The 20,191-nt window shown below is 60.3% G+C and carries 19 protein-coding genes and 2 tRNA genes; 16 read left to right on the top strand and 5 right to left on the bottom strand.

Annotated elements, in window-relative coordinates:
• Positions 1 to 16: 16 nt before the first annotated feature.
• The gene (locus ACNQ62_RS05220) at positions 17 to 946 is read right to left on the bottom strand and encodes a 5,10-methylenetetrahydrofolate reductase (RefSeq protein WP_074635201.1); all 930 of its coding nucleotides are present in this window, start codon (positions 944 to 946) and stop codon (positions 17 to 19) included.
• Positions 947 to 994: 48 nt separating this feature from the next.
• Positions 995 to 1,291: a virulence factor gene (locus ACNQ62_RS05215; protein ID WP_005853250.1), complete on the bottom strand. Its 297-nt coding sequence runs from the start codon at positions 1,289 to 1,291 to the stop codon at positions 995 to 997.
• Positions 1,292 to 1,552: 261 nt separating this feature from the next.
• Between ACNQ62_RS05215 and ACNQ62_RS05210 the strand changes: the two genes are divergently transcribed.
• From ACNQ62_RS05210 to ACNQ62_RS05165, 10 genes are all read left to right on the top strand, one after another.
• The gene (locus ACNQ62_RS05210; protein WP_005853251.1) at positions 1,553 to 2,668 is read left to right on the top strand and encodes a Ppx/GppA phosphatase family protein; all 1,116 of its coding nucleotides are present in this window, start codon (positions 1,553 to 1,555) and stop codon (positions 2,666 to 2,668) included.
• A complete protein-coding gene (locus ACNQ62_RS05205) occupies positions 2,668 to 3,456 on the top strand; it encodes an RlmE family RNA methyltransferase (RefSeq protein WP_005853253.1) in 789 nt (262 codons plus the stop codon). Before ACNQ62_RS05210 ends, ACNQ62_RS05205 begins: the two co-directional genes overlap by 1 nt.
• Before the next feature lie 249 nt (positions 3,457 to 3,705).
• Positions 3,706 to 6,567 (top strand): monovalent cation/H+ antiporter subunit A, encoded by a 2,862-nt coding sequence (locus tag ACNQ62_RS05200; protein ID WP_418094352.1) that lies wholly within the window; start codon positions 3,706 to 3,708, stop codon positions 6,565 to 6,567.
• Between the two features lies 1 nt (position 6,568).
• Positions 6,569 to 6,946 carry a Na+/H+ antiporter subunit C gene (locus ACNQ62_RS05195; protein WP_005853256.1) on the top strand — a complete coding sequence of 126 codons (378 nt, stop codon included), beginning with the start codon at positions 6,569 to 6,571 and terminating at the stop codon, positions 6,944 to 6,946.
• Complete coding sequence (locus ACNQ62_RS05190) at positions 6,943 to 8,589, top strand: monovalent cation/H+ antiporter subunit D (RefSeq protein ID WP_418094351.1); 1,647 nt, start codon at positions 6,943 to 6,945, stop codon at positions 8,587 to 8,589. The genes ACNQ62_RS05195 and ACNQ62_RS05190 overlap by 4 nt, the downstream gene beginning before the upstream one ends.
• Before the next feature lies 1 nt (position 8,590).
• Positions 8,591 to 9,082, top strand: coding sequence for a Na+/H+ antiporter subunit E (locus tag ACNQ62_RS05185; RefSeq protein ID WP_418094350.1), 492 nt, complete (start codon positions 8,591 to 8,593; stop codon positions 9,080 to 9,082).
• Positions 9,079 to 9,348, top strand: coding sequence for a K+/H+ antiporter subunit F (locus tag ACNQ62_RS05180; RefSeq protein WP_005853262.1), 270 nt, complete (start codon positions 9,079 to 9,081; stop codon positions 9,346 to 9,348). The genes ACNQ62_RS05185 and ACNQ62_RS05180 overlap by 4 nt, the downstream gene beginning before the upstream one ends.
• Complete coding sequence (locus ACNQ62_RS05175; protein WP_005853264.1) at positions 9,341 to 9,700, top strand: Na+/H+ antiporter subunit G; 360 nt, start codon at positions 9,341 to 9,343, stop codon at positions 9,698 to 9,700. The genes ACNQ62_RS05180 and ACNQ62_RS05175 overlap by 8 nt, the downstream gene beginning before the upstream one ends.
• Before the next feature lie 186 nt (positions 9,701 to 9,886).
• Positions 9,887 to 9,963 (top strand) — tRNA-Asp (locus ACNQ62_RS05170).
• A 216-nt stretch (positions 9,964 to 10,179) separates the two neighbouring features.
• Positions 10,180 to 10,256: transfer RNA gene (locus tag ACNQ62_RS05165), tRNA-Asp, on the top strand.
• A gap of 74 nt (positions 10,257 to 10,330) precedes the next feature.
• On the opposite strand, the gene ACNQ62_RS05160 is transcribed toward ACNQ62_RS05165, so the two are convergent.
• Positions 10,331 to 11,707 carry a M20/M25/M40 family metallo-hydrolase gene (locus ACNQ62_RS05160; RefSeq protein WP_418094349.1) on the bottom strand — a complete coding sequence of 459 codons (1,377 nt, stop codon included), beginning with the start codon at positions 11,705 to 11,707 and terminating at the stop codon, positions 10,331 to 10,333.
• Positions 11,708 to 12,044: 337 nt separating this feature from the next.
• Between ACNQ62_RS05160 and hemA the strand changes: the two genes are divergently transcribed.
• The 5 genes from hemA (at position 12,045) to ACNQ62_RS05135 (ending at position 17,613) form a co-directional block, all read left to right on the top strand.
• Positions 12,045 to 13,268 (top strand): 5-aminolevulinate synthase, encoded by a 1,224-nt coding sequence (gene hemA, locus ACNQ62_RS05155; RefSeq protein WP_037944163.1) that lies wholly within the window; start codon positions 12,045 to 12,047, stop codon positions 13,266 to 13,268.
• A gap of 117 nt (positions 13,269 to 13,385) precedes the next feature.
• Positions 13,386 to 14,630: a helix-turn-helix domain-containing protein gene (locus tag ACNQ62_RS05150; protein ID WP_418094348.1), complete on the top strand. Its 1,245-nt coding sequence runs from the start codon at positions 13,386 to 13,388 to the stop codon at positions 14,628 to 14,630.
• Positions 14,631 to 14,728: 98 nt separating this feature from the next.
• Positions 14,729 to 15,862, top strand: a complete 1,134-nt coding sequence (gene ispG, locus ACNQ62_RS05145; RefSeq protein ID WP_289081153.1) for a flavodoxin-dependent (E)-4-hydroxy-3-methylbut-2-enyl-diphosphate synthase — start codon at positions 14,729 to 14,731, stop codon at positions 15,860 to 15,862.
• A gap of 60 nt (positions 15,863 to 15,922) precedes the next feature.
• Positions 15,923 to 17,077: a DNA cytosine methyltransferase gene (locus ACNQ62_RS05140; RefSeq protein ID WP_418094347.1), complete on the top strand. Its 1,155-nt coding sequence runs from the start codon at positions 15,923 to 15,925 to the stop codon at positions 17,075 to 17,077.
• Positions 17,074 to 17,613: a GIY-YIG nuclease family protein gene (locus ACNQ62_RS05135; protein WP_005853274.1), complete on the top strand. Its 540-nt coding sequence runs from the start codon at positions 17,074 to 17,076 to the stop codon at positions 17,611 to 17,613. The genes ACNQ62_RS05140 and ACNQ62_RS05135 overlap by 4 nt, the downstream gene beginning before the upstream one ends.
• Positions 17,614 to 17,616: 3 nt before the next feature.
• Here the strand turns inward: ACNQ62_RS05135 and ACNQ62_RS05130 are convergent, their stop codons facing one another.
• Positions 17,617 to 18,099: a disulfide bond formation protein DsbA gene (locus ACNQ62_RS05130; protein ID WP_418094346.1), complete on the bottom strand. Its 483-nt coding sequence runs from the start codon at positions 18,097 to 18,099 to the stop codon at positions 17,617 to 17,619.
• A gap of 1 nt (position 18,100) precedes the next feature.
• Positions 18,101 to 18,844 carry a DsbA family protein gene (locus tag ACNQ62_RS05125; protein ID WP_418094345.1) on the bottom strand — a complete coding sequence of 248 codons (744 nt, stop codon included), beginning with the start codon at positions 18,842 to 18,844 and terminating at the stop codon, positions 18,101 to 18,103.
• Positions 18,845 to 18,983: 139 nt separating this feature from the next.
• Between ACNQ62_RS05125 and ACNQ62_RS05120 the strand changes: the two genes are divergently transcribed.
• Positions 18,984 to 20,126, top strand: coding sequence for a pyridoxal phosphate-dependent aminotransferase (locus ACNQ62_RS05120; RefSeq protein ID WP_418094344.1), 1,143 nt, complete (start codon positions 18,984 to 18,986; stop codon positions 20,124 to 20,126).
• Positions 20,127 to 20,191: the final 65 nt, after the last annotated feature.

Below are 20,191 nucleotides of genomic sequence, written 5' to 3'. Positions count from 1 at the left end.
GGTGTTCAGTCTTTCCTTAGACGGAGTTGGCTGGTTGAGCAGCGGGTCCGCCATTTTCAATGGCCCAATTGGCATTCGTCTTGATCCCACCCAGCGGGAAGAAATGCACATGGGTAATGTTGAAATCTGGGTTGGCGGCTTTGTGGGCGGCCAGTTCGGTGATCACATCTGTCGGCTCGTAGGGCAACAGCAGTTTGGTGACATCCATCGCGCGCTTTTGCAGCACCTTCAGCGAAGGGCCGACCCCGCAGGCGATGGCGAATTTGATCAGGGTTTGCAGCTTGGCGGGGCCTGCAATGCCGATGTGGATCGGCAGGTCGATGCCCGCGTGTTTCAGGCTATCGGCCCATTCGATGATCGGCTGGGCCTCGAAGGCGAATTGTGTGGCGATGGCCATCTTCGCGTCCGTCCGTTCGGAAAACCCCTGCTTCCAGCGCAGCGCATCGTCCACCCGCAGACGTGATCCATCGGTGTCGATGTCGCGGTTACCCTCGGGGTGTCCTGCGATGTGCAGCCGTTCAAACCCGTGTTTGTCAAACAATCCGGTGTCCATCAACTGCATGGAGTCGCTGAAATCGCCGTGGGGCGTCGTGACGCCACCGGCCAGCAGCAAGGCTTGGCGTACGTCAGCCTCGCCCTGATACATGGCGATCCAGTTTTCCAGCGTGGCACGATCCTTGATGATGCGGGCGGGAAAGTGCGGCATGACCTTATAGCCGTCTGCATTAAGCCGCGCGGCTGTGGCGACCATGTCTTCGATCGGGGTGCCATCGATATGCGCGATATAGACCCGTGTCCCCTCGGGCAGCAGATCGCGGAAGTCTTCGACCTTTTCCGCCGTGCGGGGCATCACCTCGATCGAGTAGTCGCGCAAAAAATCCGCGACCTCGGGGGTAGGCAGATCGGACACGGGGGCTTCTTTGCGCCGGAAGTTCAAAAGGGACATGAGCATTTCTTTCATGAAGGGATCAACTTTTGCACCGGCAACAGGCGTTCAGGCCCAGCCGTCATTGGCAATCAGCGTCTTGATGCGGTCACGGTCGAACTCTGCGTCGATGCGCGCGACCTCTGCATCGGCCACGGCGTCGGGTTCGCCGTCGACCGTATAGGGATCGGCCTTGCGCCATTCGGCCAGATAGGCATCGCTGTCATCCGCGCCGATTTTCATCGCGGCACGGTCGATGGCCTGTTCGAACCGTTCGGGCAGCGGACGCTTGGACCCGCGACGGCCTTTGCCGACGATGACCTGCGCAGGAATATCACGCCAATAGACGATGGTAACTTCGGGCATGATTGATTCCTCTGCTGTGCTTGTTTTTCTTAGCGGCTGTTGATCTGTCCCCGTCGCCGTTTTTCGACATTCAGAACGGCGTCTGCGACGTGGTCACACTACAGCGCGCAACCGCGACAGGCGAGGGGGGCGGGGCGTCATAATTCTCAAGATGGTTGTGAGGGCGACTATAAGCTTACGCTGCCGGATCTCTGGTTTCCCGCTTGCCCCTTGCCCGCAGAAACATTACCTTGGGGGCAACTCAATATGAAAGGCGCAATCATGGCGCCACAGCGTCCCAAAGGTGCGGGCGCGCTCGATGTACCGCCGGCTCTGAGCCCCGCGCCAGTTCCGCCCAGATCGACCGAACTTTATGCGGCCCTTGATCTGGGCACAAATAGTTGTCGCATGCTGATCGCACAGCCAAAAGGCAGCGGTTTCCATGTCGTCGATAGCTTCTCGAAGTCTGTCCAGCTTGGGGCAGGGCTTGAGAAAACCGGGCGATTGTCGCGCGGATCGATGACGCGTACCATTCAGGCATTGCGCATCTGCCAGCAAAAGCTGCGCCGTAACAAGGTGCGGCGGATGCGGCTTGTCGCGACCGAGGCGTGCCGCCGTGCCGCCAACGGTGCGGAATTCATGCAGCGTATCCAGCGCGAGACGGGGCTAAAGCTTGATATCATCAAGCCCGAGGAAGAAGCGCAGCTTGCCGTGATTTCCTGCGCGCCGCTGGTAAACCGCAAGACCCACAACCTGCTGGTGGTGGATATCGGCGGCGGTTCGACCGAATTGGTCTGGATCGACATCTCGAAGGTACCAAAGGCGGATCGTGCGCAATCCATCATGCGGCTGCATGGGGGCTTCCATCAGGCGAAGACAGACGTGCCCGCCGCGCGTGTGGTCGACTGGATCAGCGTGCCTTTGGGCGTGGCGACCCTGCGCGATCAATTCTCTGACGTGGAAGACGACGCCGCACGCTTTGCCTTGATGAGCTGGTTCTTCGAGGAGAACCTGACCGACTTCACCCCTTATCAGTCGATCCAGTCGCAGGACCATTTCCAGATTGTCGGCACCTCGGGCACGGTCACCACTGTTGCTGCCAGCCATTTGGGGCTAAAGCGCTACGACCGGACAAAGGTGGACGGGCTTCGCATGACCTCGGCGCAGATCGACAAGGTGATCCATTCCTATCTTGCGATGGGGCCGGGCGGGCGGCGTGCCGATCCGCGTATCGGGCTGGACCGTCAGGCGTTGATCATGTCAGGGGCCGCGATCTTGCAGGCGTTGATGCGGTGCTGGCCGACGGATAGATTAAGTGTTGCAGACCGTGGTCTGCGCGAGGGGCTGCTATATGCCCAGATGAGCGCGGATGGCGTTTTGGAAGAAGGATTAGGCTGATGGCGAAAACTCCGACAGGCAAGACGCCCACGGGCGGTGCGTCGGGCGGGAAGACCCCCACTGGCAAGAATACATCAGGGCGCGGCCAGCGTGACCTCAAGGTCAAGGTCAAGTCGGCCCGCGGGCGCAAGCTAAGCTCGACCCGTTGGTTGCAGCGCCAGTTGAACGATCCTTATGTCAAACGCGCCAATGCCGAAGGGTATCGCGGGCGGGCGGCTTACAAGATCATGGAACTGGACGACAAATACCGCTTTCTGGTGCCCGGTGCGCGGGTGGTCGATCTTGGCGCGGCCCCCGGTGGCTGGTGTCAGGTCGCGGTCAAACGCTGTAACGTTCTGGGCGAGAAAAAGGGCAAGAATGTCGGCACCATTCTGGGGATCGACCTGCAAGAGATGGAGCCGATTGCAGGCTGCGAATTGCACCAGCTTGATTTCATGGAAGACGACGCGGACGAGATCGTCAAAGGCTGGCTGGGGGGCAAGGCCGATGTGGTGATGTCCGACATGGCGGCGTCAAGCTCGGGCCACAAACAGACCGACCACAACCGGATCATCGCACTGTGCGAAGCTGCGGCGTATTTTGCTTTTGACGTGCTTGAGGATGGCGGCACGTTTGTTGCGAAAGTGCTGGCCGGCGGGGCGGAGGGCGACTTGCAACAGCTCCTCAAACGTCGGTTTACCAAGGTCGCCAATATCAAACCTCCGGCCAGCCGGTCCGACAGTTCCGAGAAATTCGTGGTCGCCACCGGTTTCAAAGGGGCGCTACCCGAAGACCAAGAGAATCTGTAGGCCCCGCACCGCCATAAGGCGCGCGGAATTATCAAATGTGATGCGGCAGTTAGACGACTGCCGCATTTTTTTGTGCGGCGGATGTGGTTGCTCTCTTACATATTCGTGAAATGGACCTAAATTGGATCATCGCGCCGCGGCAAAGTTCAATTGCTGCGACAAGAAGCGCTCATAAATCCGTATTTTTCCATCGCAATTTGCGAAAAGAGGGCTGGTCGTTTTGGCGTGGCTCATGACATAGTTGCGGCCATGTCTTTGTTCCTGATTATAGCCCTCCCGTTTCTTGGCGCCTTGCTGCCCGGCCTGATGTATCAGGCAGGCCGTCAAAGCTGCTTTTTGGTGACCTTTCTGGTGACGGCCTGCGCCGCGATCGGCCTTGCGACACATGCACCGGCCGTTCTTGCAGGCGAGGTCGTGACCGCCAGCCTCTCGTGGCTGCCGCAGCTGGGGTTGAACGTGAACCTGTTCCTCGACCCGCTGGGGCTGATGTTCGCGGGTCTGATCCTTGGCATCGGGATGCTGATCATCCTTTATGCGCGGTTCTATCTGTCGCGTGACGACAATATGGGCGCGTTCTTTACCTATCTGCTGCTGTTCCAAGGCGCGATGGTCGGGATCGTCCTGTCGGATAACATCTTGATGTTGCTCATTTTCTGGGAGCTGACATCGCTGTCGTCCTTCCTGCTGATCGGGTTCTGGAAGCATCTGCCCGAAGGGCGTCAGGGCGCGCGGATGGCGTTGACCGTGACGGGGATGGGCGGTCTGGCGATGATCGGTGGCATGCTGCTGCTGGGGCAGATCGTGGGCAGCTATGATCTGACCGTGATCCTTGAGAACCGCGAGCTTATCCAAGCGTCGCCGCTGTATCTGCCTGCGCTGATCCTGATCCTGCTGGGCTGTTTCACCAAATCCGCGCAGTTCCCTTTCCACTTCTGGCTGCCGCACGCGATGGCGGCCCCGACGCCTGTGTCGGCGTATCTGCACTCTGCCACGATGGTGAAGGCGGGGCTGTTCCTGATGGCGCGCATGTGGCCGGTGCTGTCGGGCACTGAAATCTGGATCGTGCTGGTCTGCTCTGCCGGGTTGATCACGATGGTGCTTGGCGCGCTGATCGCGATTTTCAAAAACGACCTCAAGGCGCTGCTGGCGTTTTCGACCGTGTCGCATCTGGGGCTGATCACTTTCCTGCTGGGCACGGGCACCTCCTTTGGGGCGATGGCGGCGGTGTTCCACATTCTGAACCACGCGAGCTTTAAGGCCGCCTTGTTCATGAGCGCGGGTATTGTCGATCACGCGGTCCATACACGCGATATGACCCGACTGGGCGGCTTGCGCCGTCTGATGCCGATCACCTTTGCGATTGCCACGTTGGCCGCATTGTCGATGGCGGGTATCCCGTTGCTGAACGGGTTCCTGTCCAAAGAGATGATGCTGGAAGAGGCGCTGCACACTACGCTGTTCGGCTCGCCCTATCTGGTGGCGGCAGTGGCAACGCTCGGCGCGCTTTTCTCGGCCGCTTATAGCTTCCGGTTTATTGCGCATACCTTCTTGGGCAAAGAGCGGAACGATTACCCCGCCAAACCCCACGACCCCGAGTTTGGCCTGTGGATTTCCCCCGCCTTGCTGATTATTCCCGTGATCGTCATCGGTGTGGCACCGTTTCTGGCGGAACCCTTTGTGCGCACCGTGACCCAAGCTGTCATCGGCTCTGCCGCCGAGATGCCAAGCGCGCATATCAAGCTGTGGCACGGCTTCGTGCCCGCCCTCGGCATGTCGGCGATTGCTGTGGTGGGTGGTTTGCTGCTGCTCGCCGCCTTCGGCCCGCTGGCGCGTCTTTGGGCCGCCACACCGCGCCCCGAGGCCAAGGACATTTTTGACCGTATCATCGCCGCGGCCGTGGGTCTTGCGGGTCTGGTATCGGAGCGTCTGCATAACGGGTCCTTTACCCGCTACGCCGCCGTTTTCGTGACCGCCGTCGTCGCCATCGGGGCGCATGCGTGGTTTACCGGCACCGATGGTGCCCCCGCGCGCGCGATGCTGCCCATCACGCCCGTCGGCTTTGCAGGTTGGCTGATGCTGATGATCGCGACGGGTTTCCTCGTGACGGTACATCGCAACCGTCTGGCGGTTCTGATCCTGATGGGGATCATCGGCTTGATGGTATCGGTCGGGTTCAACTATTTCTCGGCCCCCGATCTGGCGCTCACGCAGATCTCGGTCGAGGTGGTGACGATTGTCCTGTTGTTGCTGGCGCTCAACTTCATGCCCAACAGCACACCTAAGGAAAGCACCATTCTGCACCGCAGCCGCGATATCGTGGTATCGGTCGTGGCAGGTCTGGCGGCAGCCGGCTTGATCTATTCGATCCTGATGTCGGATTTCCCGATTGCCTCTATCGCGGACTACCACCTTGCCAATTCCTACAAAGGCGGCGGCGGCACCAACGTGGTCAACGTGATCCTCGTGGATTTCCGTGGCTTCGACACCTTTGGCGAGATCATCGTTCTGGGGATCGCCGCGCTGGTCATCTATGCCCTGACAGAGGCGCTGATGTCCGGCCCTGTGCGCGCGCGTCTGCTGAACCGTGGCTATGAGGAAGAGCGCGCAGGCGATGCGCATCCGCTGATGATGGTGGTGCTGACACGCGTGTTGATGCCCATCGTTCTGCTGGTCGGTGTCTATATCTTCCTGCGCGGTCACAACGAACCGGGCGGTGGTTTTGTCGCCGGTCTGGTGGTCGCGATCGCGGTCGTGATGCAATATATGGCCAGCGGCTTTGCCTGGGCGGACAAGCGCCAGCGCTATCATTACCACGGGATCATCGGGGCAGGGGTGCTTTGCGCTGGTCTGACCGGTATCGGTGCGTGGTTTGCCGGTGCGCCGTTCCTGTCCTCTGCCTTTGGCTACTTCCGCATCCCCCCGATGGAGAAATTCGAGCTCGCCACCGCTATGGGCTTTGACCTTGGGGTCTTCCTCGCTGTTGTCGGCGCGGTGATGCTGTCGCTGGAAAGTTTCTCGCGCTTGGGCCGTCGCGCCGGCATCGAGGAAAGCGAACATGCCATGGATATCGACCCGTCACGGGATGAACCGAAAACCGAGACGGAGACCTGATATGGAGCTTTTAGTCGCGTCCGCCATTGGCGTTCTCACCGCTGCCGGGATCTATCTTATCCTGCGTCTGCGTACCTTTCCCGTGATCATCGGCACATCGCTGATCAGCTATGCGGTCAATGTATTCCTGTTCGCCTCTGGGCGGCTGGCGTTGAACGCCCCGCCGATCCTGCGCGACGGGGTCGAGGTCTATACCGATCCGCTGCCCCAAGCGCTGGTGCTGACGGCGATCGTGATCTCCTTTGGGATGACAGCCGTGGTCGTGATGATCGCGGTCGGGTCCTACCTCAGCGCGGGCGATGATCTGGTCAACGAACCCGACACGCTGGCCGGAGCCGATACCGCAGAACCCTCTCCACGCGGAGGAGGCCCGGCATGACCCATTGGCTTATTCTTCCGATCGTTCTGCCAGCCATGCTGGCGGCGTTCATGGTGCTGGCCGCGCGCTATCACCTGCTGATCCAACGGGTGCTGTCCGTTACGGGCACACTGGGACTGCTGGCACTGGCGCTTGGGCTGTTCTGGCAAGCCTCCGACGGGACGGTCAGCCTGTACCAGCTTGGCAACTGGGCGGCACCTTTCGGTATCGTGCTGGTCGCGGATCGTCTGTCGACGCTCATGGTGCTGTTGACCTGTGTGCTGGCCGTGCCGGTGCTGCTTTATGCGATCGGGTCGGGCTGGGATAACCGCGGGCGGCATTTCCATCCGCTGTTCCAGTTCCAGCTTATGGGGATATTGGGGGCCTTCCTGACCGGCGACGCCTTCAACCTGTTCGTTTTCTTCGAAGTGTTGCTAATCGCCTCTTACGGGTTGATGATCCACGCGGGCGGGCAACGGCGTCTGCGCGCGGGGACGCAATATGTGCTGTATAACCTGCTGGGCTCGACCCTGTTCCTCTTTGCCCTTGGTACGATCTATGCCGAGACAGGCACGCTGAACATGGCCGATCTGGCGATGCGCGTGGCGACGCTTGATGCGGGTGATGGTGCGGGTATCCGAGTTGCTGCCGTGCTGTTGCTGCTGGTCTTTGCGGTCAAGGCCGCGATCCTGCCGCTGCATTTCTGGCTGCCCGCCAGCTATAGCGAGGCACCGGCCCCCGTGGCGGCGCTGTTCGCGATCATGACCAAAGTCGGGGCCTATTGTATCATCCGGTTCTACACGCTGGTTTTCCCCCCCGATCTTGAGATCACGCAGGGGCTGTTTGATGTCTGGCTGATGCCCGCCGCGCTGCTGACCGTCGCCCTTGGTATGGCGGGCGTGTTGGGGGCCAAAAGAGCCGACCGCATGGTCGCGTTCTCGGTGATCGGGTCGATGGGCATGCTGCTGGCTGCCGTGTCGGTCTTTACCCCCGCCGGAATTTCCGCCGCCCTTTATTATGCGATCCATTCCACTTTTGCCGCCGCAGCATTGTTCTTGCTGATCGACGTGATCCGCACCCGTCGCGGCACGGCCGAGGTGTCCTTTGTCGATGCGCCGCCGCTGGCAGGTGGGGCGCTTGTCGCGGGTATGTTCTTTGTCGCGGCGATTGCCATGACCGGTCTGCCGCCGCTCTCGGGCTTTCTGGGCAAACTGCTGATCCTTGACGCGGCCCGCAGCGCTGACCTGATGTGGTGGGTCTGGGGTGTGATCCTTGTCGGGTCGCTGATCGCGGTTGTCGGTTTCTCCCGCGCGGGGAGCCAGATTTTCTGGAAAGCGCACCAGTCCGCCCCAGAGCCAGCCGAGGATGATGAGGCACCGGTTGTTGCCGAGGGGCAGGGCGTCTTGCCGATGGTGGCCATTGGCGGGCTGCTGGCCCTGCTAGTCGCGCTGACCGTTGCGGCGGGGCCCATGACCCGCGTGTTGAATGCGACCGCTGCCCAGCTGTTCAACCCCGAACGCTATCTTGCGGTGGTCCTGACCACGCCGGGTAAAGAGATCACGGACCATCACGCAGAGGATGACCACGGCGCTGCCGAAGGATCAGCCGATGCGACGAAGGACCACGGCGCAGAGGATGCCGCCGCACCAGAAAAGGATCACTGATATGTTGTCCCGACTGCTTCCGCACCCGATGCTGACAGCGATCCTCGCGATTGCCTGGTGTCTGCTGGTCAATGAAATCAAGCTTGGCACCGTGGTCTTTGGTGTCATTCTGGGACTGCTGATCCCGATTGCCACCGCGGCCTATTGGCCTGACCGCCCGCCGGTCGCGAAACCGGTCAAGCTTCTGGGCTATCTGATCATGGTCATGTGGGATATTCTGGTCGCCAACGTCGTGGTCGCGATGATTGTCCTGTTCAAGTCCAACAAGAACATGCGCCCCGCCTGGGTCGTCATCCCGCTAGAACTGCGCACCCCCGAGGCGATCACCATGCTGGCGGGGACAATTACCCTCACGCCCGGTACGGTGTCGGCGGATGTGTCTGAAGACGGGAAAGCCCTGCTGGTCCATGCGCTGGATGCTGAAAAACCTGACGCGGTGCGTGACGATATCAAACAGCGCTACGAGCGTCGCCTAAAGGAGATTTTCGAATGATTCTGATTGCTTTGAATATCGCCTTTGTCGCTGTCGCGGTCTCGCAGCTTCTGGCGATGCTGCGGTTGTTGAAAGGCCCCAATACCGGCGACCGTATCCTGTCGCTGGATACGATGGTGGTGAATGCGATTGCCCTGATCATCCTGCTGGGGATGCGTTTGGGCACAGACATCTATTTTGAAAGTGCGATGATCTTTGCCATGCTTGGCTTTGTGTCGACCGTGGCCATCGCGCGCTTTGTGCTGCGAGGTGATATCATTGAGTGATCTACCCCTAATCCCCGAAATCATCATCTCGGCCCTGCTGATTGTGGGCGGGTTCTTTACCCTTGTCGGTTCCATCGGCCTGATCAAGCTGGACAACTGCATGTCCCGTCTGCACGCGCCGACCAAAGCATCGACACTGGGCGTGGGATCGCTGCTGATGGCGGCGATGATCTATTCTTTCGTCTCCGGCACGGGGTCCCTGCACGAGATTCTGGTAATGGCGTTCTTGTTCGTCACAGCCCCCATTACCGGCAATTTCATCGCCAAGGTGAATTTGCACCGGCTGCATCAGACCAAGGATATGCCGCCAGCGCCCAGTGATCACGTCTGGGGCACATACTCCGACAAATAAGCCAAGCCCGCGCCCCAAAGCGCGGGTTTTTTCTTGGGCGCGAGGTAGGTCGGGCAGGGCGTCTGACGGCGGATCAAAGAAAATTTCAATTTTCCTGCCGATCCATGCAAAACCCCGCTTGACGCCATCGCGAGCAAACCCTATCACCACCAAACGCTTCGACGGCAACGACGAAGTACGCAGTGGGCGGTTGTAGCTCAGTTGGTTAGAGTACCGGCCTGTCACGCCGGGGGTCGCGGGTTCGAGCCCCGTCAACCGCGCCACCGCTGCATTTTATCAGATATTTTGATAACAAGCACACGCCCTTCGGGGCGTGGTTTGCTTGTGCGTTCAGACCCCTGATTTCCGCCTAGGGCAGGGGATTTCGGGTGCTGATTCATGCGCAAAATGCGGCGATGAAAATTTCCAAAATTCTTTGTAGTTTTCTGCGGTTAATCGCTTGACGCTCTGCGCTGGTTATCTTATTCCGCCCTTACTGCGCGGTTGTAGCTCAGCTGGTTAGAGTACCGGCCTGTCACGCCGGGGGTCGCGGGTTCGAGCCCCGTCAACCGCGCCACTTCTCCCTTTTTAGATTTCTGATTTACCTCGTCCTAAAAAGGGAAAAGCGGGCCGTTAGGCCCGCCCGTTTGCTTACGTCATCGCATCCAGAATACGTGCCCAGCTTCGGATTCCCTTGTGGAAGCTTTCGAGGTCGTATTTCTCGTTCGGGGAGTGGATGGCGTCGTCGTCTTTGCCGAATCCGATCAGCACCGGCGTGGTATCCAGAATTTTCTGGAAATGCCCCGCAATGGGAATCGATCCGCCACAGCCGACATAAGCAGCGGGAACGTTCCATTCATCGGTGAGCGCTTTGCGGGCATCTTCGAATGCGGGGGCGGTGGTCTCGAACACCGATCCTTGGCTCGACCCGTGGGCGTGGAACGTCGCTTCGCAGTCCTCGGGCATCATGTCGGTTACCATCTTGCGAAAGCTTTCGCGGATGACGTGAGGGTCCTGGGTGCCCACCAGACGGAAGCTGATCTTGGCGTGAGCCTGCGAGGGCAGCACGGTCTTGAAGCCGGCACCTGTGTATCCGCTCCACATGCCGTTGACCTCGCACGTGGGGCGCGACCAGATCATCTCGATCGGCATGCGGTCCTGTTCGCCGGCGGGTTTCGACAGGCCCACATCGCCAAGGAAGCTGTCGTGATCAAAGGCAAGCCCTTGCCACTGCGCCTGAATATCGTCGGGCAGTTCTGGCACGCCGTCATAGAAACCTGGCACCGTGATGCGGCCCGTGTCATCGTGCAGGGAGGCGATGACCTTGGACAGGACGCGCGCGGGGTTCATCGACACGCCGCCGTACATGCCAGAGTGCAGATCAAGATCAGGGCCGGTGATGGTGACCTCTTCGCCCATCAAGCCGCGCAGCATCGTCACGATCGACGGCACCTTGGACTGGAACATGCCCGTGTCGCAGATCATGGCATAATCGGCGCGCAGCTCGTCGGCATTCTCTTCCATAAAGGGCACCAGCGACGGGGAGCCTGATTCTTCCTCGCCCTCGAAGAAGAAGGTCATGCGGCAGGGGAAATCGCCATTGACCGCTTTCCACGCGCGCAGCGCCTCGACAAAGGTCATCAGCTGGCCCTTGTCATCTGCGGCACCGCGTCCGCGGATCACGCGGCCTTTTGTAGTGTCCTCGACGGCGGGATCAAAGGGATCACGGTGCCACAGGTTCAGCGGATCAACAGGCTGGACGTCATAGTGACCGTAGAACAGGATATGCGGCTTGTCGGCGGGGCCGTCCACATGGCCCACCACCATCGGGTGACCGGGGGTGGGGCGTTTGGTGGTCTTGATACCGATGCTGTTCAGGTCCTCGACCAGCCAATCGGCGGCGCGGTCGCAGTCTTCCTTGAACGCGGGGTCAGTCGAGATGGAGGGGATGCGCAGCAGATCGAGCAGCCGGTCGGTGGCCGCATCCAGATCATGATCGATCCGTGCCAATACGTCGGGTAGGGACATGGGGGTAAACCTTTCTGTCAGGGTGAAGATTGCCGCGACCGTATCAGCGCGCTTGGCCGTGTCCAGTGGTGCGCCCGACGTGCCCGCAGCTTGCGCGCCATACCGCGTGAGAATTGCTTGAGAATCAGGCCTTTGACGCAAGTCGGACAGCGTGCAGGTTTCCGATGCGCGACATCCGACCGCGATGCGACGCGCCCCGCGGCGGCACCTGCGACAATCGGTTCCTATTAAGGCATTGAATTGAATGGCTCTAAACTATATTCATTCTAAAGCACGAATATGGCGAATGATCCGGTTGCCTTTGCTGGTCCCGCCACCGACGAAGGAGCAAGGCGCAATGGACTATACCAAACAGCTTGATCAGGCGATTGACCGGCTGCACGAGGAAGGTCGCTACCGTACCTTCATCGACATTGAACGCCGCAATGGTCAATTCCCCCACGCTGTCTGGACCCAACCCGACGGGCAAGAGAAGAATATCACCGTTTGGTGCGGGAATGATTACCTCGGGATGGGGCAAAACCCTGTCGTTCTGGCCGCGATGCACGAAGCGCTTGACGCGACGGGTGCAGGGTCGGGCGGGACGCGCAATATCTCGGGCACCACGATTTACCACAAACGTCTTGAGGAAGAGCTGTCGGACCTGCACGGCAAGGAAGCCGCCTTGCTGTTCACCAGCGCGTATATCGCGAATGACGCGACGCTCAGCACGCTGCCCAAGCTGTTTCCCGGTCTGATCATCTATTCCGACGAGCTGAACCACGCGTCGATGATCGAAGGGGTCCGCCGCAATGGCGGGGCCAAGCGTATCTTCCGCCATAACGATGTGGACCACCTGCGCGCGCTTATGGCCGCCGATGATCCCGCCGCACCCAAGCTGATCGCCTTTGAATCGATTTACTCGATGGATGGCGATTTCGGCCCGATCGAGGCGATTTGCGACATTGCCGATGAATTCGGCGCGCTGACCTATATCGACGAGGTCCACGCCGTGGGGATGTACGGCCCGCGTGGGGCAGGGGTCGCCGAGCGTGATCGCCTGATGCATCGGCTGGATATCATCAACGGAACGCTTGCCAAGGCATACGGCGTGATGGGGGGCTATATCGCGGCCTCGGCCAAGATGTGCGATGCCATCCGGTCTTACGCGCCGGGGTTCATCTTTACCACGTCCCTGCCGCCAGCGGTTGCCGCCGGTGCTGCGGCCTCGGTCGCCTACCTCAAGACCGCGCCCGAACTGCGCGAGAAGCACCAGCAGCAGGCCAAAGTGCTGAAACTGCGGCTCAAGGGATTGGGTCTGCCGATCATTGATCACGGCAGCCATATCGTCCCTGTGATTGTCGGAAACCCCGTACACACCAAGATTCTGTCGGATCGCCTGCTAGAGGATCACGGCATCTATGTGCAGCCGATCAACTTCCCCACCGTGCCCCGCGGGACAGAGCGTTTGCGCTTTACCCCGTCGCCCGTACATGGCCCGCTGGAAATCGAAGGGCTGGTCCACGCGATGGACGCTTTGTGGTCCCATTGTGCGCTGAATCGTGCCGAAATGGCGGGGTGACCCCGAATATTTCGTATAGTCCGTTGATTTATGCTACCGATATCGAAAGAAAAGCTTAATCTCGAATCAACATGTTGTTTCGATTAAGGGCAGCGGGCATAGCTACGGGACATTTTTATGATTGGGCGGTGGTCTTCCAAGTCGGCAGATAACGAGCAAGTTGAAGCCAGAGGTTTCGACGCGTTCGACTTGCGCCTTGGTGACCTGATGCGTGGTGAGCGCGCGACGCTTGGTAAATCCCTGCTGGATGTCCAACGCGAGCTTCGGATCAAGGCCTCCTACATTGCCGCGATCGAAAACGCCGACCCGGAAGCCTTTGATACACCTGGATTTATTGCCGGTTACGTGCGGTCTTATGCGCGCTATCTGAACATGGACCCGGACAAGGCGTTCGCAGCCTTCTGTGCTGAATCCGGTTTTGCCGTGGCGCATGGCATGTCCTCCAAAGCGTCCGTCGTCAAAAAGCCGACCCGCGAAGAGCGTATGACCCGCAATGGCGAGAGCGATATTTTTGCCCGCCCTGCGACTCCTTTCACACCCGTCGGTGATTCCCTTCTGGCGCGCATAGAGCCCGGTGCATTGGGCTCGCTGCTGGTGCTCGTCGCTTTGATCGGCGGGATTGGCTATGGCGGGTGGAGCGTTCTGAAAGAAGTGCAGCGCGTACAGGTCTCTCCGGTGGATGAAACCCCTGTTGTGCTGTCTGACCTCGATCCGCTGCAAGGCGCGCTTGCCTCTGCCCCCGAAACGACAGAAGACCCCGATGCGCCGACCGCGATGGCTGTGCCACGTTCCGACGCGCTGGACCGGCTTTATCGCCCTGCCGCACTGGATGTGCCTGTTCTGGTCGCCCGGGATGCGCCGATTTCCTCGATTGATCCGCGCAGTATCGGCAGCTTTGCCTCGACCTCTCCTTCGCCATCCGTAGGGGATGCGTTGCGCACCGCAGAGAATACCGTGGTCCAACGGGATACGCCCGAGGTACTGCCGGGTGCCGTGCCGCAGGTGGTCGAAGGGCCCGCGCCGCAGCTGCGTATGGTTGCTGCTTATCCATCCTGGGTGCGTGTACGCGCGGCAGACGGCAAGGTTATCTTTGAAGGCATCATGAACAAGGGCGACAGCTGGGATATCCCCGCCACCGAAGAGCCCCCGACGCTGCGCACCGGCGAATCCGGCGCGCTGTATTTCGCGATGGACGGGCAGTACTTCGGGCCTGTTGGCGATCGTGGGGCTGTGACGTCGAACCTGCCGCTGCACCGTCAGGCGCTGGCGGAGCTTTACGAGCCAGCCGTACTGGAAGAGAATTCCGCGCTCGCGACAATGGTGGCCGAGCTGAAGAATGCGGCGACTTCGCCGACGGAATAAGCCGGATACCATTGCAACAACGCGACGGGCTGAATAGGTGTAGGGCGAACCGAACCTGACAGACCCATCGACTGTTTCATTGCCAAAGGTAGCTTTGCATGTCCCTCAATCACATTCGCCCGTGGCGCAACATTTACCGCCGGAAGTCCCGTCAGATCATGGTGGGGAATGTGCCGGTCGGGGGCGATGCGCCGATCACGGTGCAGACGATGACGAACACGCTGACGACGGATGTCAAAGCGACCATTGCGCAGATTCAGGCTGCCGCCGATGTAGGGGCGGATATCGTGCGTGTGTCGGTGCCGGATGTCGAAAGCTCCAAGGCGCTGAAAGAGATCGTGCGCGAGGTATCGGTGCCGATCGTGGCGGATATCCATTTCCACTACAAACGCGGAATCGAAGCCGCCGAGGCGGGGGCCGCCTGTCTGCGGATCAATCCGGGCAATATCGGCGATGAAAAGCGTGTTAAAGAGGTGATCAAGGCCGCGCGGGACAACAATTGTTCGATCCGGATCGGCGTGAATGCTGGATCGCTGGAACGTCACCTGCTTGAGAAATACGGCGAGCCATGCCCCGATGCGATGGTCGAAAGCGGGATGGATCACATCAAGATCCTGCAAGACAACGATTTCCACGAATTCAAGATCAGCTGCAAAGCTTCTGACGTCTTTATGGCCGCCGCTGCCTACCAGCAGTTGGCCGAGGCGACGGATGCGCCGATCCACCTTGGCATCACCGAGGCGGGGGGGCTGACCTCGGGCACGATCAAATCGGCCATTGGCCTGGGCAATCTATTGTGGATGGGTATCGGTGACACGATCCGTGTGTCCCTGTCTGCGGACCCTGTGGAAGAGGTCAAGGTCGGCTACGAGATCCTGAAATCCCTTGGTCTGCGTCACCGTGGTGTGAACATCATCAGCTGCCCCAGCTGCGCGCGTCAGGGCTTTGACGTGATCAAGACCGTCGAGGCGCTGGAACAACGGCTGGAGCATATCAAAACCCCGATGAGCCTGAGCATCATCGGCTGCGTCGTCAATGGCCCCGGTGAGGCGCTGATGACGGATGTGGGCTTTACCGGCGGGGGCAACGGGTCGGGCATGGTCTATCTTGCGGGCAAACAAAGCCACAAGCTGGGCAATGACGCGATGATCGATCACATTGTCGAACAGGTCGAAGCCCGCGCCGCCGTCATCGAAGCAGAGACCCAAGCGGCAGAGCAAGCAGCCGAGTGACTTTGCCCCAAGCGGCGCATTTGCCATCGACAGATATTTGCGTATTCCATATCAATAGATATGCCTGATCACGCCGCCAAGACCCCGACGTACGCCGAGTTTTTCTGCGGCGGTGGCATGGTGCGCGCGGCCTTGCAGGACCGCTGGGATTGCGTGCTGGCCAACGATATCGACGCGATGAAATGCAAGGTCTATGCCCAGAATTGGGGGCAGGCGGCATTGCATCAGGGCGATATCTCGACCATGCCCGATGACCTTCTGACGCGTCAGATCGATATGTATTGGGCGTCGAGCCCTTGTCAGGATTTCAGCCTTGCGGGCAAGGGGCGGGGATTGGGCGGCGCGCGCAGCGGTGTCTTTGCCCATTGGGCCGACAAGATCGCCACGGCCATAAAAGCAGGATTTGCGCCGCGTATTATCGCCTTTGAAAACGTCGTCGGGTTGGTGTCGCGCAATGGTGGCGCGGATATGAACACCGTACTCGCGACCTTTGTGCGGCTTGGCTATAAGGTCGGCGCGCTCGAGATCGACGCGCGGCGTTTCCTGCCGCAAAGCCGGCCGCGTCTGTTCGTTGTGTGCGTGCGCGAGGATATCGATATCTCGGGGCTGACGGTGCCAAAACCGTCCCATGTCTTTCACGGCAAGAAGCTGCAAAAATTTCTCGCCTCCGCCGCGCGGCCGGTCCGATCCAACTGGGTCTGGTGGAAGCTGGGGGACGCCCCCGCCGACGAACAGGTGCTTGAGCGCGTGCTTGAACGGCGTGCCACCATGCCGTGGTTCAGTGCCGCGGATACCGACCGTCTGCTGACGCTGATGTCGCCCCCCAGCCTTGAACGGCTGCGCGTGGCGCGCAAGGCGGGGCGCACGGTGGTGGGCACGATTTATAAACGCGGGCGCCCCGATGCGGATGGGAATGTCCGCCAACGGGCAGAGCTGCGCACCGACGGGATTGCGGGCTGCTTGCGGACCCCTGCGGGCGGGTCCTCGCGGCAGATCCTGATGTTTATCAAGGGCAACCAGACCAAGGCCCGGCTTGTCTCCTCGCGCGAGGTGGCGCGGCTGATGGGGTTGCCGGACAGCTACAAGATGCCCGACACCTACAACAACGCCTACCGCGTGGCGGGGGATGGGGTCGCTGTGCCCGTCGTACGCTATCTCGACGAGGTGTTGTTCGCGCCACTGCTTGAGCGTCAGTCACTGGGGGCCGTCGCGTGAACGCGGCGCAGGCGTTTCGGGGCAAGGCACTGGCGGCGCTGACCAATCAGATCGGCGTCTATGCGCTGTGCGATCTGGACGGCAACCCGATTTATGTGGGCCAGTCGGTTGATGGTATCCGCACGCGGGTGCGCCGGCATCTGACATCGGCGCGGTCCGATGTGATTGCCAACCGTCAGATCGACGTGTGGGAGATCGCCTTTGTCTGGGCCTGGCCGGTGGCGACGAAGGCAGAGGTCGAACCGCTGGAACGCGCGATCTTTGCTCATTACGACGCTGAATTGCCGCTGATGAACGGCAAGGCGATGGTGGCCGATGCGCCGCTGTTCGACTGGCCGGAAAAGCAGGTGGTGCAGGTCATCGACGAAGAGGAACGACAGTCGCGCCTGACCCCGTCAAACCGGCTGCCGCGCCAGATCAAGCAGTATGACTTGCTGGTCGATTATATCCTCAACGTGAAAGAGGCCCCGCATCTCAAACGGTCGCTAGATGCGCATTTCAAACGCATGGTGCGCTATCACCAGCGGTTTCTCTAGGCGCTACTGGGCCAGATACCGCCGCAGCACGATGTCGGGCATATGGCCACGCAAGATGCGGTCCGCCATGACGTAGAAGGGAGGATCGGTCATGCCAAGCTGTGCAGCAAGGGCGGCGCTGGCAGGATCAGACATCATGTGGTGCGTGAAGGTGATGTTATATGTATCTGTTATTGCTTCTAATTCCGCCACTGCGCGATCACAGTCTGCGCAGTCGTCGCCGGTAAACAACGCAATCGGCGCTCCGGCTAATACTTGATCTGTCAGGGAAGAGATAAGCGCGAGATCCGCCTGCGCCTTCTCTTGATAGGCTTCGGCAGCATAGGTGCGGGGGGCCACAGCGGGTGCTGCAAGCTCGGGCTCTGCCAGAAGCAACGCCCGCACTTCTTCCCCCAAGGCGCGCCGTTCTGCATGGGTCAGCGCGCCAAAGTCGGTTTGCGCGGCCACCGGAAAGGCCGCCACGCAACAAGCCAATGCCAGTCGCATCTTAGCCGCGTTTTTCTTCCAGAATGGCTTTCATCTGGTCGTAAGGCAGATAGCCGCGCAGCAGTTCGTCCTGCATCACAAAGGTCGGTGTACCGGAAATCTGCAGCGTCTGTGCCAGCGCGCGGGTCTTTTCGATCTCTGCGGTGACTTCGGCACTGTCCATCTTTTCCTGAATGGCCTCGGCATCCAGATCAAAGCTGCTGGCCAAGCGTCCCAGCGACGTCGGGGTGATGTCGCCGTTAAAGCTCATCAAGGCGTCATGCACGGATTTATAGGCCTCGTCCCCCGCAACGATCTTGGTTGCGATGGCAAAGCGCGAGGCGACCATGGATTGTTCGCCCAGAATCGGCAGTTCTTTCAGAATAAAGCGGATATTGCCGTCGCCATTGACCAGTTTTTCAACCTCGGAGAACGCTTTTTTGCAGTAGCCGCAGCGGTAGTCCATGAACTCTACGATGGTCATGTCGCCTTCGGGATTGCCACCGACATAGGAATAGCCGTCGTCAAAGATCGCGGCCGCATTGTCGGACACCAGCGTGAAATCCGCCTGCGCCTGTGCTTCGGCCTGACGGGCCTGCAACTGGTTAACCGCTTCCATGATCACTTCGGGGTTTTCCATCAGATAGGCGCGGACCTCGGCGCGGAATTGCGCGCGTTCGGCATCGGTCAGTTCGGTCAGGTCCATCGCATGGGCGGGGGCTGTCAGGGAAAGGGCCACTAGGGCGGGGGCGATCAGCTTTTTCATCAGGGTCACTCGCTTGTTGTTGCGTCGGGGTGCAGGCACCGGTTGCAAGGGTGGTGCGCGATTTTGCCAGCGCGCACAAGGGTTGACGGCACCGGCGGGGTGCGGTGAAAGGTTCGGGCTCAACAGTAGGATCAAGCCCATGCGCATTTCAACCCGATCTCAGGTCGATCCCTTTATCGTGATGGATGTGATGCAGGCCGCCGCCGCCGCCGAGGCGGAGGGCCGCCACATCATCCATATGGAGGTCGGACAACCCGGCACGGGCGCGCCCAAAGGGGCCAGTACCGCATTGACCGCCGCGATGGAGCAGGGCGCGCTTGGCTATACCGTCGCATTGGGACTGCCTGCGCTGCGCCAGCGGATCGCGCGGATGTACGGGGAGTGGTACAATGTCGATTTGGACCCGAACCGCGTGGTGATCACCTCTGGGTCTTCGGGCGGGTTCATCCTGACGTTTACGTCGCTTTTTGATACCGGGGACCGTGTGGGCATCGGGGCACCGGGGTATCCCAGCTACCGCCAGATCCTCAAGGCGCTGGACCTTGCCCCCGTCGATCTGCCCACCTCGCTCGACAACCGCTTGCAGCCGGTGCCTGCGGATTTCGCGGGCATGGACCTTCAGGGGCTGCTGGTGGCGTCGCCGGGCAACCCGACGGGCACGATGCTGGATCACGCTGCCATGTCCGCGCTGATCGACGCGACGCAAGCGCAGGGGGCATCTTTTATCTCGGACGAGATTTACCACGGCATCGAATACGAGAAAAAGGCCGTGACCGCGCTTGAGATTACCGATGATGTCTATGTCATCAATTCGTTTTCCAAGTATTTCTCTATGACCGGTTGGCGTGTCGGCTGGATGGTTGTGCCAGAGGATCACGTGCGGGTGGTCGAAAGGATCGCGCAAAACATGTTCATCTGCGCCCCCCACGCCAGTCAGGTCGCCGCGCTTGCCGCGATGGATTGCACCGATGAGCTTGAGGCGAATATGGATGTCTACCGCGACAACCGCGCGATGATGATCACCGGCCTGCGCGAGGCGGGCTTCACTCGGTTCGCGCCCCCCGACGGGGCCTTCTATGTCTACGCCGATGTGTCCGAGCTGACGGATGACAGCCGCGCATTGGCGCGGGATATTCTGGACAAGGCGGGTGTGGCCGTGACCCCGGGGCTCGATTTCGATCCGGTGCGCGGGCATCACTGGTTGCGGTTTTCCTATGCGCGCAGCACCCAGGATATTGCCGAAGGGCTGGGACGGCTCAAGACCTATATGGCGGCCCTCTGAAAGGCTGGCTCGGGTTGCGGCGGGGTGCTATACCTGCCGCAACCACCCCGAGCAGAACGGTGACA

It is taken from the genome of Sulfitobacter sp. SBS6 (assembly GCF_048285585.1).
Lineage (GTDB): Bacteria > Pseudomonadota > Alphaproteobacteria > Rhodobacterales > Rhodobacteraceae > Sulfitobacter > Sulfitobacter pontiacus.
The sequence above is the reverse complement of the archived record's forward strand: the minus strand, read 5'-3'. Positions and strand labels throughout refer to the sequence as shown.

Coding starts and splice junctions, on each gene's coding strand:
- ACNQ62_RS05180 (WP_005853262.1), top strand. CDS start 9,079: ATGATTCTGATTGCTTTGAATATCGCCTTTGTCGCTGTCGCGGTCTCG.
- ACNQ62_RS05195 (WP_005853256.1), top strand. CDS start 6,569: ATGGAGCTTTTAGTCGCGTCCGCCATTGGCGTTCTCACCGCTGCCGGG.
- ACNQ62_RS05160 (WP_418094349.1), bottom strand. CDS start 11,707: ATGTCCCTACCCGACGTATTGGCACGGATCGATCATGATCTGGATGCG.
- ACNQ62_RS05200 (WP_418094352.1), top strand. CDS start 3,706: ATGTCTTTGTTCCTGATTATAGCCCTCCCGTTTCTTGGCGCCTTGCTG.
- hemA (WP_037944163.1), top strand. CDS start 12,045: ATGGACTATACCAAACAGCTTGATCAGGCGATTGACCGGCTGCACGAG.
- ACNQ62_RS05190 (WP_418094351.1), top strand. CDS start 6,943: ATGACCCATTGGCTTATTCTTCCGATCGTTCTGCCAGCCATGCTGGCG.
- ACNQ62_RS05210 (WP_005853251.1), top strand. CDS start 1,553: ATGGCGCCACAGCGTCCCAAAGGTGCGGGCGCGCTCGATGTACCGCCG.
- ACNQ62_RS05140 (WP_418094347.1), top strand. CDS start 15,923: ATGCCTGATCACGCCGCCAAGACCCCGACGTACGCCGAGTTTTTCTGC.
- ACNQ62_RS05130 (WP_418094346.1), bottom strand. CDS start 18,099: ATGCGACTGGCATTGGCTTGTTGCGTGGCGGCCTTTCCGGTGGCCGCG.
- ACNQ62_RS05150 (WP_418094348.1), top strand. CDS start 13,386: ATGATTGGGCGGTGGTCTTCCAAGTCGGCAGATAACGAGCAAGTTGAA.
- ACNQ62_RS05205 (WP_005853253.1), top strand. CDS start 2,668: ATGGCGAAAACTCCGACAGGCAAGACGCCCACGGGCGGTGCGTCGGGC.
- ACNQ62_RS05120 (WP_418094344.1), top strand. CDS start 18,984: ATGCGCATTTCAACCCGATCTCAGGTCGATCCCTTTATCGTGATGGAT.
- ACNQ62_RS05215 (WP_005853250.1), bottom strand. CDS start 1,291: ATGCCCGAAGTTACCATCGTCTATTGGCGTGATATTCCTGCGCAGGTC.
- ACNQ62_RS05220 (WP_074635201.1), bottom strand. CDS start 946: ATGTCCCTTTTGAACTTCCGGCGCAAAGAAGCCCCCGTGTCCGATCTG.
- ACNQ62_RS05185 (WP_418094350.1), top strand. CDS start 8,591: ATGTTGTCCCGACTGCTTCCGCACCCGATGCTGACAGCGATCCTCGCG.
- ispG (WP_289081153.1), top strand. CDS start 14,729: ATGTCCCTCAATCACATTCGCCCGTGGCGCAACATTTACCGCCGGAAG.
- ACNQ62_RS05125 (WP_418094345.1), bottom strand. CDS start 18,844: ATGAAAAAGCTGATCGCCCCCGCCCTAGTGGCCCTTTCCCTGACAGCC.